Source organism: Ruegeria sp. B11, from assembly GCF_056539785.1.
In genome coordinates, this window is sequence record NZ_JBQFVO010000001.1 from 1,177,782 (window position 1) to 1,190,797 (window position 13,016).

Sequence of the window (13,016 nt, forward strand, 5' to 3'; positions counted from 1 at the left end):
AATCAAACGGTGAATGGCTATGTCTGTACAAGGCACCATACTCGTCCTCGACGGTGTTTCGACCAATCGCATAATGCTCAAGGTTCAGTTGACGGCCGCCTGGTACCATGTCGTGCAGGGAGAGAAACTGGCCGGGCTTGGTGCATTGCTGCGGCGGACACGGCCTGATCTGGTTCTTACAGCGCAAACTCTGCCCGACGGAAGCGCTGCGGATGTTAAGAAAGTGATGGCGGCAGATCCTGCTCTGATCGATGTGCCGATTGTTGCGATTGCACCGCAAAACGACAAAGCAGCGCGTTTGAAGGCACTGTCTGACGGGCTGGATGATGTGCTTGGCTATCCGTTCAAGGATACACTTCTATTGGCCCGCGTGCGCAGCTTGTTACGTACGCGCGCCGAACGGCAGGAATTAAACATCGAAGGTTCGGCCCAAACCATTGGCTTTGGCGAGGCGCCACAGGTGCTGATCGCCCCGCCATCGATGGCAGAGATCGCGATCCTGACGCAAACAGTTCGAACCAGCGCGTTGTGGAGTAATGCTCTGACCCATCAAACCCGGCATCGTGTGACCGGCCATACTATGCCTGATCTCAAAGGCATCCTGTCCGGAACGATCCCGGACGCGATTATTGTTGAGCTTGCACCGAATAGCTCGGGGCGGAACCTACTGGCAGATCTTCGGTCGCGCGGTGCGACACGAAATACGGTGCTGATCGGTGTGTTGCCGGATGATAATCCCGCACTTGCGGCCGAGGCGCTGGACCGAGGCGCTGATGCGGTCTGCATGGGCGGGTTTCAGACAGATGAGATATGCTTGCGGCTTGAAACTCTGATCGCCCGCAAGACCCGAGACGACAGATTGCGAGCGACATTGCGCAGGGATTTGGCCGAATCCCTGATCGATCCGCTGACCGGACTGTTCAATCGCCGCTATGCGATGCGCGCGCTGGACCAGATCGCGCTTCAGGCCCCAGAAACGGAACACGGATTCGCTGTGATGCTGGCCGATCTGGACCACTTCAAGGCAATCAATGACCGTTACGGTCACGCTGCGGGGGATTTAGTTCTGACCGAAACCGCGAAAAGGCTGCGAGTCGTGATAGGAAAAACCGGTTTTGTCGCACGTATCGGCGGCGAAGAGTTCATGATCGGGCTACCGAATACCTCAACCGACCAAGCGCTGAAGCAAGCGAAACAGATTTGTGAAACAATTTGCGAAAAACCTTTTCAGCTGCCGGATCGTCCGGCCCCAGTACCCGTAACGATCAGCGTGGGGGTGAAATTATGTACCCCGCCCGAACTCTCTCATCCAGGCGAAACAGACCCGGTTGGTCGATTGATCAGCTCGGCGGACAAAGCACTTTATGCCGCCAAAAAAGCGGGCCGCAACCAGGTACAGATTCGGCAAAGCGCAGCGTGACTAGTCAGTCCCGTTTTTTGTGTTTACGCGGGCCGCGTTTAACCACGTCCTCCAGCCGGTCCGCGTAAGCGGCACGTTGGTCATCATTCATGGCCGAGATCTGGGCCAGCCACTGCTGATGAAGCGCAGTCTGCAGATCAGCAGTTGCCTTCGACTGCTGTGCCAAAAGACTCGCAACCGCTGCGGGATCGAAAGGCACGGCCCTCAGCACTTGACTGAGAGCAGTAAAATCCTGCTTGCGACGATGTGATCCTTTTCCGCGCAGGTCCGACAACTCAACCCTCAGAGCCTTTCGATCCGACTTTGGCAGCGCATAATACAGCGCCGGGCCAAATCCCGGAGGCGCATCGGCATGAGCGCTTCCTTTAAAGCGCAATGCCGCACCCAAAATGACTCCGACAATCAGCAGATTCAAAGCAAGAGAGACAACCAGCAATATCGGCATCCATTTGCGTTTGGGTGCGGGATGATCGCTCATTCTGCGTCCTCCAGATAGTTTTCGTCTAAATTCAGATCGGCCATCAGATAGGTCGTCTCTTGTGAGATGAAATAATCAACAGGGTCCGGCAAGAAGGCCGGAGCGGAGAACCCGATCCAGACGCCAGCTGCGCTTGCGGCCACAAGACCGCTCAACCCTTGCCACCCCCCGATAACGCCTATCTTTTGCCGCCATGTCCGCCGCTGCGGTCTTGCAGTCCGGGCCAGACGTATGGCTTCGGCATCCGTTTCGATGCGAACCGCAAGATCGTCAGGAAACGTATCCCGCGCCGCACGCGCCCGTGCAAACAGATGGTCGAGTTCGTTATCTTGATCAGCCATGTTCGTACCCCAGTTCATCCCGACGCCCCGCCAGTATCGCGGTCAGAGATCGTTTGCCACGCGCGGTCAGGCTTTCAACCGCCTCGACCGAAATATCCATGATCCCCGCGATTTCGGGATTGGACAATTCTTCGATGTGCCGCAGAACCACAGCCTGCCGCTGCCGGTCCGGCAAATGCTCCAATGCAGCCTGCAACGCGTCCTTGCGGGCACTCTCCTGCATCTGGTCGACCACACTGGCAGTCTCATCTTCGGGTTCGGCCACATTGTCCAACGCTTGAGGCCGCTTTTTCCGGCGCAAGTCCACACATAGATTCAGTGTTACGCGATAGAGCCAGGTCGATAACTGCGCCTGCCCCGGCACCCAGTCAGGTGCCATCTTCCAAAGGCGCATCATCGCTTCTTGCGTCACGTCCTCTGCTTCTGCTGGGTTTCCCAGCATTCGCAAAGCCACGGAATAACTTCGCGGCCCCAACCGCCCGGTCAGCAGGCGGGCCGCCGTAGCATCGCCATCAGAAAACCGGCCCAGCAACTCTTCGTCGCTGGGCTCGGGCATGGCAGGTGTTCCGCCATGCTCGATGTCGGGATAAGAGGTCAGATCCTCCATCCCGTATCAGTTGTTGTCGGTGTCCGACTTCTGATGCCGCTTGTGTTTCCGGCCCATTTTATCTTTTGCATCCGCGTATTCCTGTTCTGAGATCGAACCGTTGCCGTCGGCATCGATGCGCTCGAACATCTTGGAGGCGCGGCGCGGTTTCGGCAATTCATCTTCGCTAAGGAAACCATCCGCATTTGCGTCGTGCTTTTCGAACATCTTGGTAACACGCTCGTTGGCCTTGGTCTGCGCCGCAGCCTGCATTTCTTCGACGCTCAGTTGGCCGTCGCCATCCGTATCGGCAGCGGTGAATTTCTGGTTGCGATGTGTCTCGATCTCGGCCTGAGTCACCTGCCCGTCCCCGTCGGCATCCAGTTCCTGAAATGTCGCACGCGGGCCCTTGGCCAAAGCGGAAGTGCCGGTCACAGTAACTGCAGCTACGACGATTGCCGAAATGAAGCTTTTGGTTTTCATTACATAGTTCCCTGAATTTGGCGGCCATTTGCCGCTGTTGATACCTATTCAAACGCGGCTTGGGCGGGTTTCCGTCGCTTCCGGCACAACTTTTTTTGGTTTATTTGAAACGCCAATAGAAAATGATACGCTAAGCAGCAGCGCCACAAAGCGACGCACCCCCCTTTTCCGTTGGGTCTGATCCTGCCTAAATGCCTTCAGGAAAGATGCGCGAGATACATATGATTGACCAAACTATTGACAGTTCGCTCGAAGAAGACCGCCCAACAAAACCCGCATTGATCCGAGGGTTCCGGTGCAAATGCCCGAATTGCGGTGAGGGTGCGCTGTTGCACAGCTATCTCAAGGTGAATCACACCTGTTCGGAATGCGGGCAGGAATTGTTCCATCATCGCGCTGATGACGGCCCGGCCTACCTGACGATCCTGCTGGTGGGGCACCTTCTGGCACCCGCCCTTCATGTCTCTTACGTGCAGTGGCGTCCCGATCCATGGACCATGGCGATTGCATTCTCGATCGGCTGCGTCGCGCTATCCCTGTTCCTTCTGCCCCGTCTCAAAGGGGCCGTTGTCGCCTATCAATGGGCGCGGCGGATGCACGGGTTTGGCAAGGCCGGATGACGACGGATAAAACCGCAATCCGGGATGCTGCTACCGTAATCGTATTGCGTGATCGGTTCAGAGACCCGTCGATCCTGATGGGCCAACGCGGCGCCAAGGCTGCGTTCATGCCGAACAAATTCGTATTCCCGGGCGGCGCGGTTGATGCTTCCGATGCAGGCATCCCGCTCAGTACGCCATTGCCCGATCTATGCACCGATCGCCTGTCACAACAATCAGCGCCAAACTTGCAGACCTCTCTGGCTGTCGCGGCGATCCGAGAGTTGTGGGAAGAAACCGGGCTTGTTCTGGGGCAACAAGGGGATTGGCAAGGCGCGATCCCGGCCGATTGGCAAAGCTTTGCGGCGATGGGCTACCTGCCGTCTGCAGAAGCACTGCAATTTGTCTTTCGCGCAGTCACACCGCCGGGGCGACCCCGCCGGTTCGACGCCAGGTTCTTTCTGGTCGATGCGGACGCGATTCAGGGGGATCTTGACGACTTCACGCATGCCTCGGACGAGCTATCGCATTTGCAATGGGTCAAGATCAGCCAAGCACGAGAGTTCGACCTGCCCTTCATCACCGAAGTTGTTCTGGCCGAAGTCGCTGCCCGTGCAGAGGACCCGAACCCGCCTGAAACCGTTCCCTTCTTTCTCAACAACGAAGAGGCCAGCCTTTTCCTGCAGCTTCGGGGCTATCCGATGCCCTATGCAGATTAACGCATTCGGCTAACAACCACTGTTACCTCGGGTTTCTTGCCGATCTCGGCCTGCGCGGTCTGACGTGCGATCCGGCGCAACCCTTCTTCCAGTTTGTCGTCATCACGCAGCGTCTTTGCGCCCGCACGCATCAGGAACTGGTTCAGGTCCTCTTCCAGCACCTCAATCAGCCCCGCGCGGGATGATCCCATTTCGGGCAGGCCCATCGTATCGCACCACGGCTCACCCAGCGGTTCGTCTTCTTCGTCCAATATCACCGTGATGGTGATATGGCCGTTCAGCGCCATGCGAATCCGGTCGCGCACCACGCCGTCCAAGGCGCCGATTTTGACTGTACCATCCAGATAGGTCCGGCCAGTCTCGATATAATCCGCCACTTTGGGCGCATTCCCAGTCAGATCCAGCATAGTGCCGTTAACAGCGAGAATCCCAGTACGTCCGCCCGTTTCGGCCAGTTTGGCATGCTCACGCAAGTGGCGGTGTTCGCCATGCATCGGGATGACCATCTGCGGATCGATCAGAGCGTGAACCTTCTCAAGATCAGGCCGGTTGGCGTGACCCGAGACGTGATACAGACCAGAGCTGTCATCGACTACATCCACTCCCTTCTCACTGAGCTGGTTCATGATGCGGATCACGCCACGTTCATTGCCGGGAATAGTCTTGGACGAGAACAGAAACAGATCGCCCTCTTTCGCTTCTAGTCCGCGATACTTACCGCGCGCCAGTTGGGCGCTGGCTGCGCGGCGTTCGCCTTGGCTGCCAGTCACAATCAACATCAGGTTCGCGCGTGGCACATCGACGGCCTCTTCGGCGCTGATAACCTTTGGAAAATCGGTCAGGATGCCGGTCTCGGTCGCCGCCTCGATCATACGCCGCATCGCACGACCCAGCAGTACGACCGAACGGCCGGCTTTCTGTCCCGCCTCTGCCAGCGTTTTCACGCGTGCCACGTTCGAGGCAAACGTGGTTGCGATGACCATGCCGCTGGCCTCTTGAACCAGACGGGTGATCTCGGGTCCGACTTCGGATTCCGAACGCCCGGGATGGCTTGAGAACACATTGGTACTGTCACAGACCAACGCTTTGACGCCGGGCTTTGCCACCTCGGCCCACAGATCGGGATCGAATGGTTCGCCCACGACCGGGTTGGAATCGAGCTTGAAATCCCCCGTATGCACCACGCGCCCGGAAGGCGAGTCGATAACGAGCCCTGCACTTTCAGGGATGGAATGCGAAACCGGCAGGAAACCAACGGTAAACGGGCCAGCCTTGATCTGTTCGGGCCATGGAGACGCAGTTTGCACCGCCTCGGTCGGGTGGCCGCGTTCTTCCATCTTGCGACGCGCGATATTGGCGGTAAAAGCGCGCGCGTAGACCGGCGCGCCCAAAGCCTCATAACAGTGGGCCACCGCCCCGACATGATCTTCGTGCGCGTGGGTGACAAAAACTGCTTCCAGCTGATCGGCACGCTCTTTAAGCCAGGTGATGTCTGCAAAGATCAGATCCACGCCGGGCGAGGTGTCCATGTCCGGGAAGGCAACGCCAAGATCCACAAGGATCAACCGCTCTTGCCCCGGCTTGCCGTAACCATAGACATAGGCATTCATGCCGATTTCGCCTGCACCGCCCAGCGGCAGATAGATCAGTCGTTCACTGCTCATGTTGAGCCATTTTCCTTGTTATAGCGATGTATCACGGTCAACCCGTGCATCGTCAGATCATCCTCGATAGCGTCAAAACCCACGTCAGCCTGATCAAACAGAGGCGCCAGGCCCCCGGTACCGACGACTTTCATCGCCATTCCGTATTCAGCTTTCACGCGCGAGATCAGCCCTTCAATCAGGCCGGAATATCCCCAATACACGCCGGACTGGATACAGCCAACCGTGTTTGTTCCAATCACTTTTTCGGGTCTCGTGATGTCGATATGCGGCAACGCCGCGGCACCTTGATGCAGTGCCTCAAGGCTCAGGTTCACGCCAGGGGCGATGATACCACCGACGTAGGCGCCGTCGGCTGCGACCACGTCGAAATTCGTGGCGGTCCCAAAGTCAACCACAACCACATTGCCGCCATGGCGGTCGAACGCCGCCGCCGCGTTGGCCAACCGGTCCGGACCGGGCACGGTGCCTTCGTCCACGCGCGGATTGACCGGCAGCAGGCAATCTGGCTTGCCAACAACAATCGGCCGGCATCCAAAAAAGCGATCAGCAAAGACCCGCAGGTTGAACACCACGCGTGGCACGGTTGAGGCGATGATCACATCCGAGATATCAGCTTCGATACCGTAGTGTTTCACCAAGGTTGAATACCAGGTGAAATAGGCATCCGCTGTGCGGGCATGGTGGGTTGAGGTGCGCAGAGTGCACAGGAACTTTTCGCCATCCCAGATCGAGAAAACGGTGTTGGTATTGCCGCAATCAATCGCCAGAAGCATCCCGCGCCCCTTTCAGAAGTACACATCCGCAGCCGGAATGCTGACCCGGCCCTTGGCGGTGTTTAGGACAAGGCTGCCACCCACGTCTACCGTTTCGAAGGTTCCAACCGTTTCGGACGTGGCTGTACGAGCGGTTATGACTTCGCCCAACCGCGCTGCTCGGGATAGCCAGGCGGTGCGGATCGGTTCGAACCCGTAGGTCATGAACTGGGTCTCATAATGCGCATAAGCTACCGCCAGTTCGGTCAGAAAATCCTCGGGGGTGGTGAGCGCGCCGGTTTCCGAGAGCAGAGAAACAGGTCGCACCGCTCCGGCTTCGACGCGATCAGTGCCCGGTGCCTCGGACAGGTTCACCCCAATACCTATCGCCAGATGTGACACCCCCCGGCCCTGCCCCGTGCTTTCTAGCAGGATACCCGCTAGTTTTCCGCCGTTGAGCAGCACGTCATTGGGCCATTTCAGTGCCAAACCTACTGCGCGCCCCGTTACCGCCACACAGGCATCATACAGGGCGAGCGCTGCGACAAAACTTCGAAGGGCCGCCTGTTCCGGATCACCCGGCGGGCGCATCAGCAAAGTCGCTGCCAGATTACCTTTTGGGTTGGCCCAAGCTCGCCCGCGCCGACCACGCGCGGCGGTCTGATGATGTGCCATGATCCAGACCGGACCGGTCGCTGTTGGCGCAAGCCGCACCGCCTCATTCAGAGTACTGTCGACTTCTTTCAGTATATGCAGGCCATATCCCTGCGGCCATTCGCTCATGTCAAAAAGGCCCGGTCGCGCGACCGAGCCTCGGTTGATCGAAACGCGGCAGTATCAGTTGACAAGCGTCGCCGCAGCAGCTGCAGCTGCCCCTTCCACACCGAACTGATAAAATACGCCAATCAACATCAGAGCCGCAGAGCCCATCAGCGCTGCCCACAAAACCGGGGTCGAGCGGATCTCGATCGGGTCTTCATTCTCCGCCCCGAAATACATGTAGAACACGATCCGCAGATAGTAGAACGCACCGATGACCGAGGCGATGGCCGAGACGATCACCAGCCCGAACAGGTCGGCATCGATACCCGCTTGCCAGACGCCGAACTTGGCGAAGAAGCCCAGCATCGGTGGCACGCCCGCCAGACTGAACATCAGGATCAGGACCGCCAGAGCTTTACCCGGATCGCGCTTCGAGAACTGACGTAGCGCATCAATATCAGTGACCGGTTTGCCATCACGCTCCATCATCAGGATGAATGCGAAGGTTCCGATATTCATCGTCACATAGATGGCCAGATACATTAGCATTGCCTTGATGCCCATCTCGGTCCCGGCGGCCAGTCCGATCAGAGCATATCCCATATGGGCAATCGACGAAAACGCCATCAGCCGCTTGATGTCCCGCTGCCCGATGGCCGCAACCGCGCCCAGCAGCATCGACAGGACCGAAAGCAGCACGATCACTTGCTGCCAATCCTTGATCACGCCTCCGAAGGCATCATGCATCAGGCGCGCGAACAGGGCCATCGCAGCCACTTTCGGAGCGGTAGCGAAGAACGCAGTAATCGGGGTCGGAGACCCTTCATACACATCCGGCGTCCACATATGGAACGGCACGGCCGAGACCTTAAACGCCAGACCCGAGATCATGAACACTAGGCCAAACAGGAGGCCAATCGAGACATCTCCATGATGCACCGTTTGGATGATGCCCGAGAACAGCGTGGTGCCGGTGAAGCCGTAAACCAGCGACGCACCATAGAGCAGCAAGCCAGAACTCAACGCGCCCAGCACGAAGTATTTCAGACCGGCTTCGGTGGATTTGGCACTGTCGCGCCGCAAGGCGGCCACGACGTAAAGCGACAGCGACTGCAGCTCAAGCCCCATATAAAGCGACATCAGATCGCCTGCGCTAACCATCATCATCATGCCGACAGCCGCAAGTGCGACCAGCAGAGGATATTCAAAGCGCAGCAGATCGCGGCGCGCCATATATTCCTGGCTCATCAGCAATACCGCAGCGGCAGACAGCAGAATCGCAACCTTTGCAAATCGGGCAAAGCCGTCATCCACAAACATGCCGTTGAAGGCCACGTTGGTACCTTCGCCATTCATCGCAATCCAGATTGCCAACACCGCCATCAGACCTGAAGTGGCCCAGACCAGTATGGGAGCCAGAGCATCCTTGGTGGTGTAGACAGCCCCGATCAGCGCCGCCATCGCATAAATTGCCAGAACAATTTCCGGCAGGATGATTGTCAGATCAGCCTGGATCATGTCTCCAAAGCCCCCTTAATGCGAAGCGGCTGTCTGGGTTGCGGCTTCAGCCGCGGCCAGAGCCGTGTCATAGTTCGAGATTAGCGCTGCGGTGGATTGCCCGATCACATCGGTCACCAGCGAGGGATAAACCCCAAGCAGAATGGTCATCACGATCAGCGGCGCGAAGATCAGCCGCTCGCGCGAACTCATGTCTGTGATGGCCTTGAGGCTTTCCTTGATCAGATCTCCAAAGACTACCCGGCGATAGAGCCACAGCGCATAGCCCGCTGAGAAGATCACACCGGTTGCAGCCACAGCCGTCACCCAGGTGTTGACCTGGAATGCGCCCATCAGGGTCAGGAATTCCCCGATGAAGCCTGATGTACCAGGCAAGCCAACATTGGCCATGGTGAACAGCATGAAGACCAGAGCGTAAGCCGGCATCCGGATGACCAAACCGCCATACGCCTCGATATCGCGGGTGTGCATCCGGTCATAGATCACGCCAACACACAGGAAGAGCGCTGCGGAAATGAACCCATGACTGAGCATCTGGAAGATCGCGCCATCAATGCCCTGCTGGTTCGCTGCAAAGATACCCATGGTCACAAAGCCCATATGCGCGACCGAGGAATAGGCGATCAGCTTCTTCATATCCTCCTGCACCAGCGCGACCAGAGAGGTGTAGACAACAGCAATCGCCGACATCCACAGCACCACATCGGTCATCACCGCAGACCCCACCGGGAACATCGGCAGGCTGAAGCGCAGGAAGCCATAGCCGCCCATCTTCAACAGGATCGCCGCCAGCACGACCGAACCTGCCGTCGGCGCCTGAACGTGCGCATCCGGCAGCCAGGTATGCACCGGCCACATCGGCATCTTCACCGCGAACGACGCGAAGAAGGCCAGGAACATCAGCGTCTGCATGCCGCCGACGATATAGATGCCCAGTACGCTAAACCCTTCGGACGAGAACTGATGGCTCATCAGCGCCTCGATATCCGTGGTGCCCGCATCCGCATACATCGCAACCATCGCCACCAGCATCAGCACCGAGCCGAGGAAGGTGTATAGGAAGAACTTGAAGCTGGCATAAATGCGGTCTTTGCCGCCCCAGATACCGATGATCAGGAACATCGGGATCAGGCCCGCCTCGAAGAACAGGTAGAACAGCACGAGATCCAGCGCCATGAACACGCCCAGCATCAGCGTTTCCAGCAGCAGGAATGCGATCATGTATTCCTTGACCCGGTCCGTGACCTGCCAGCTGGCCAGAATGGTCAGTGGCATGATGAAGGTGGTCAGCAGCACGAAAAGAACGCTGATACCATCGACACCCATCTTGTACTTCAGGCCCAGCAGCCACTCGCCCTCTTCCACCATCTGGAAGCCGGTGTTGGACGGATCAAAGCCGGTATAGATGCCGATTGAGACCAGAAAGGTCACGGTTGTGGCAACCAGCGCAACCCATTTGGCGTTGCGCTGCGCGGCTACGTCCTCGCCATGCAGAAACAGGGCCAGAATGCCTGCTGCGATGGCGGGGATGAAGGTGACAATAGATAGGATATTGTCCATTAGTTTGCGCCTCCGCCGATCGACATCCAGGTGACAAGAGCGGCGATGCCCAAAACCATCCAGAAGGCGTAAGTAAAGATGTAACCCGTCTGAGCTTTGCCTGCGAGGCGAGTAAAGAAGGGCACGACGCCCATCGAAACCCCGTTCAGGAAGCCATCAATCGTGTTGCCGTCACCGCGTTTCCACAGGAACCGACCTAGCGCAATGGTAGGTTTGACAAAGATCGCGTCGTAGATCTCGTCAAAGTACCACTTATTCTTGAGAAACAGGTACAGCGGCCGCTGGTTCGCCGCCAGACGAGCGGGCAGCGACGTGTTCACGATGTAGAACCAATAGGCGACGACAAAACCCAGCAGCATGGCAACAAAAGGCGATACTTTGACCCATTTCGGAGCCTCATGCGCATCGTTCAGGACATTATTGTCAGGTGCCATATACAGCGCGCCTTCGCCCGGCTCACCGCCAAAGCTGGCATGCTTTTTGTCCGCCTTGTAGTCACCCTCACCTTTATCAGCCTTCGCGTCGCCTTGGTCGTCATCTGCCTTGGCCTCACCATGAGATGCGTCTGCGGCAACTTCGCCATGACCGCCAGTCTCTTCCGCCAGCGGAATACCGTAGAACTTGGCCACTTTATCGGTGTAGCCGAAGAACTGATTGTACCACAGCATCCCCGAGAACACCGCGCCCAGAGACAGTACCCCCAGCGGGACCAGCATGACCATCGGACTTTCATGCGCGTGCTCATGCGTATGCTTGTCGCCACGCGGCTCGCCATAGAAGGTCAGGAATATCAGACGCCAGCTGTAGAATGAGGTGAACACCGCTGCGATTACCAACATCCAGAAGGCATAACCTGTGCCACCTACAAAGGCGCTTTCGATTATGGCATCCTTCGACAGGAACCCGGCGAAGCCAAACGTGGTCAGCGGGATGCCCACACCGGTAATGGCCAGCGTGCCGATCATCATCGCCCAGAACGTATAGGGGATTTTCTTCCGCAGACCGCCGTACTCGGTCATCTCTTGCTCATGATGCATCGCATGGATCACTGAACCGGCACCAAGGAACAGTAGCGCCTTGAAGAACGCGTGCGTCAGCAGATGGAACATCGCGGCTGAGTACATGCCAACGCCGGCGGCGACAAACATGTAACCCAATTGCGAACAGGTCGAATACGCAATGACCCGCTTGATATCGGTCTGCACCAAGCCCACGGTTGCTGCGAAAAACGCAGTCGAAGCGCCAAGGAAGGCTATGAACCCGGTGGCCCCCGGTGCGAACTCCATCAGCGGCGACATACGGCAGACCAGGAACACACCTGCGGTAACCATGGTCGCAGCGTGGATCAGCGCGGACACAGGGGTCGGACCTTCCATCGCATCCGGCAGCCAGGTGTGTAGTATCAACTGCGCCGATTTACCCATCGCGCCAATGAACAGCAGAACACAGATCACCTCGATCGCAGTCCACTCACCCCAGAGGAAGCTCAGTTTTTCCTCCGCCAATGCCGGGGCCGACGCGAATATGTCTGAGAAATTGATGCTGTCGGTCAGGAAGAACAGCGCGAAGATCCCCAGCGCAAAGCCGAAATCGCCCACTCGGTTCACGATGAACGCTTTCATCGCCGCTGCATTGGCGCTGGGCTTGCGATAATAAAACCCGATCAGCAGGTACGAGGCGACACCCACGCCTTCCCAGCCAAAGAACATCTGAACCAGATTGTCCGCCGTCACCAGCATCAGCATGGCGAAGGTGAAGAACGACAGATAGGCAAAGAAACGCGGCTTATAGCTTTCGCCTTCACGCCATTGCGGGTCGTGATCCATGTAGCCGAACGAATACAAGTGAACCAGCGCCGAAACGGTCGTCACCACGATCAGCATGATCGCCGTCAGACGGTCCAGACGAATGGCCCAGCTTGTCGACAGCGAACCACTTTCGATCCAGCGCATGATCTCGATCTGCTGGGTGTGGCCATCAAATGAAAGGAAGACGATCCAGCTGAGCAGGCAGGCCAGAAACAGCAGGCCCGTGGCAGTCCACATGGCGGCTTTCTCACCAATGAAGCGCCAGCCAAAACCGCAGATCAACGCACCCACGAGCGGGGCAAAGAGGATGGTGGTTTCCATAT

At 57.7% G+C, this 13,016-nt stretch carries 13 protein-coding genes; 3 read left to right on the forward strand and 10 right to left on the reverse strand.

Annotated features, from left to right (window positions below; translation table 11 throughout):
* Positions 1–13 precede the first annotated feature (13 nt).
* The gene (locus ACR0I1_RS05950) at positions 14–1,420 is read left to right on the forward strand and encodes a diguanylate cyclase (RefSeq protein WP_480705419.1); all 1,407 of its coding nucleotides are present in this window, start codon (positions 14–16) and stop codon (positions 1,418–1,420) included.
* Positions 1,421–1,424: 4 nt separating this feature from the next.
* Here ACR0I1_RS05950 and ACR0I1_RS05955 read toward each other — a convergent pair whose 3' ends face one another.
* The 4 genes from ACR0I1_RS05955 to ACR0I1_RS05970 are packed head-to-tail and all read right to left on the reverse strand — an operon-like array spanning position 1,425 to position 3,308.
* Positions 1,425–1,898: a periplasmic heavy metal sensor gene (locus ACR0I1_RS05955; protein ID WP_480705421.1), complete on the reverse strand. Its 474-nt coding sequence runs from the start codon at positions 1,896–1,898 to the stop codon at positions 1,425–1,427.
* Positions 1,895–2,239: a hypothetical protein gene (locus ACR0I1_RS05960; protein WP_170397018.1), complete on the reverse strand. Its 345-nt coding sequence runs from the start codon at positions 2,237–2,239 to the stop codon at positions 1,895–1,897. The genes ACR0I1_RS05955 and ACR0I1_RS05960 overlap by 4 nt, the downstream gene beginning before the upstream one ends.
* Positions 2,232–2,846 carry an RNA polymerase sigma factor gene (locus ACR0I1_RS05965; protein WP_170403958.1) on the reverse strand — a complete coding sequence of 205 codons (615 nt, stop codon included), beginning with the start codon at positions 2,844–2,846 and terminating at the stop codon, positions 2,232–2,234. Before ACR0I1_RS05965 ends, ACR0I1_RS05960 begins: the two co-directional genes overlap by 8 nt.
* Positions 2,847–2,852: 6 nt before the next feature.
* Positions 2,853–3,308, reverse strand: a complete 456-nt coding sequence (locus ACR0I1_RS05970; protein WP_170403961.1) for an EF-hand domain-containing protein — start codon at positions 3,306–3,308, stop codon at positions 2,853–2,855.
* Positions 3,309–3,529: 221 nt separating this feature from the next.
* Here ACR0I1_RS05970 and ACR0I1_RS05975 point away from each other — a divergent pair, with 221 nt between their 5' ends.
* On the forward strand, positions 3,530–3,928 hold the full coding sequence (locus ACR0I1_RS05975) for a DUF983 domain-containing protein (protein ID WP_480705424.1): 399 nt from the start codon (positions 3,530–3,532) through the stop codon (positions 3,926–3,928).
* Positions 3,925–4,626 carry an NUDIX hydrolase gene (locus ACR0I1_RS05980; RefSeq protein WP_480705426.1) on the forward strand — a complete coding sequence of 234 codons (702 nt, stop codon included), beginning with the start codon at positions 3,925–3,927 and terminating at the stop codon, positions 4,624–4,626. The genes ACR0I1_RS05975 and ACR0I1_RS05980 overlap by 4 nt, the downstream gene beginning before the upstream one ends.
* Here the strand turns inward: ACR0I1_RS05980 and ACR0I1_RS05985 are convergent.
* From ACR0I1_RS05985 to nuoL, 6 genes are read right to left on the reverse strand one after another with little or no spacing between them, the layout of a single operon-like run.
* Complete coding sequence (locus ACR0I1_RS05985) at positions 4,623–6,290, reverse strand: ribonuclease J (RefSeq protein WP_480705428.1); 1,668 nt, start codon at positions 6,288–6,290, stop codon at positions 4,623–4,625. The genes ACR0I1_RS05980 and ACR0I1_RS05985 overlap by 4 nt on opposite strands.
* Positions 6,287–7,066, reverse strand: coding sequence for a type III pantothenate kinase (locus ACR0I1_RS05990; protein ID WP_170397028.1), 780 nt, complete (start codon positions 7,064–7,066; stop codon positions 6,287–6,289). Before ACR0I1_RS05990 ends, ACR0I1_RS05985 begins: the two co-directional genes overlap by 4 nt.
* A 12-nt stretch (positions 7,067–7,078) precedes the next feature.
* Positions 7,079–7,828, reverse strand: coding sequence for a biotin--[acetyl-CoA-carboxylase] ligase (locus ACR0I1_RS05995; protein ID WP_170397030.1), 750 nt, complete (start codon positions 7,826–7,828; stop codon positions 7,079–7,081).
* Positions 7,829–7,882: 54 nt separating this feature from the next.
* Entirely contained in the window at positions 7,883–9,325 is a 1,443-nt protein-coding gene (gene nuoN / locus ACR0I1_RS06000; protein WP_480705430.1) for an NADH-quinone oxidoreductase subunit NuoN, read from the reverse strand.
* 15 nt (positions 9,326–9,340) lie between these two features.
* Positions 9,341–10,885, reverse strand: a complete 1,545-nt coding sequence (locus ACR0I1_RS06005; RefSeq protein WP_170403976.1) for an NADH-quinone oxidoreductase subunit M — start codon at positions 10,883–10,885, stop codon at positions 9,341–9,343.
* A complete protein-coding gene (gene nuoL / locus ACR0I1_RS06010) occupies positions 10,885–13,014 on the reverse strand; it encodes an NADH-quinone oxidoreductase subunit L (RefSeq protein ID WP_480705432.1) in 2,130 nt (709 codons plus the stop codon). Before nuoL ends, ACR0I1_RS06005 begins: the two co-directional genes overlap by 1 nt.
* Positions 13,015–13,016: the final 2 nt, after the last annotated feature.

Excerpts from the sequence above, each read along its gene's own strand:
- ACR0I1_RS05975 (WP_480705424.1), top strand. The coding sequence starts at position 3,530 with ATGATTGACCAAACTATTGACAGTTCGCTCGAAGAAGACCGCCCAACA.
- ACR0I1_RS05990 (WP_170397028.1), bottom strand. The coding sequence starts at position 7,066 with ATGCTTCTGGCGATTGATTGCGGCAATACCAACACCGTTTTCTCGATC.
- ACR0I1_RS05950 (WP_480705419.1), top strand. The coding sequence starts at position 14 with ATGGCTATGTCTGTACAAGGCACCATACTCGTCCTCGACGGTGTTTCG.
- nuoL (WP_480705432.1), bottom strand. The coding sequence starts at position 13,014 with ATGGAAACCACCATCCTCTTTGCCCCGCTCGTGGGTGCGTTGATCTGC.
- ACR0I1_RS05965 (WP_170403958.1), bottom strand. The coding sequence starts at position 2,846 with ATGGAGGATCTGACCTCTTATCCCGACATCGAGCATGGCGGAACACCT.
- ACR0I1_RS05980 (WP_480705426.1), top strand. The coding sequence starts at position 3,925 with ATGACGACGGATAAAACCGCAATCCGGGATGCTGCTACCGTAATCGTA.
- ACR0I1_RS05970 (WP_170403961.1), bottom strand. The coding sequence starts at position 3,308 with ATGAAAACCAAAAGCTTCATTTCGGCAATCGTCGTAGCTGCAGTTACT.
- ACR0I1_RS05955 (WP_480705421.1), bottom strand. The coding sequence starts at position 1,898 with ATGAGCGATCATCCCGCACCCAAACGCAAATGGATGCCGATATTGCTG.
- ACR0I1_RS05985 (WP_480705428.1), bottom strand. The coding sequence starts at position 6,290 with ATGAGCAGTGAACGACTGATCTATCTGCCGCTGGGCGGTGCAGGCGAA.
- nuoN (WP_480705430.1), bottom strand. The coding sequence starts at position 9,325 with ATGATCCAGGCTGATCTGACAATCATCCTGCCGGAAATTGTTCTGGCA.
- ACR0I1_RS05995 (WP_170397030.1), bottom strand. The coding sequence starts at position 7,828 with ATGAGCGAATGGCCGCAGGGATATGGCCTGCATATACTGAAAGAAGTC.
- ACR0I1_RS05960 (WP_170397018.1), bottom strand. The coding sequence starts at position 2,239 with ATGGCTGATCAAGATAACGAACTCGACCATCTGTTTGCACGGGCGCGT.
- ACR0I1_RS06005 (WP_170403976.1), bottom strand. The coding sequence starts at position 10,885 with ATGGACAATATCCTATCTATTGTCACCTTCATCCCCGCCATCGCAGCA.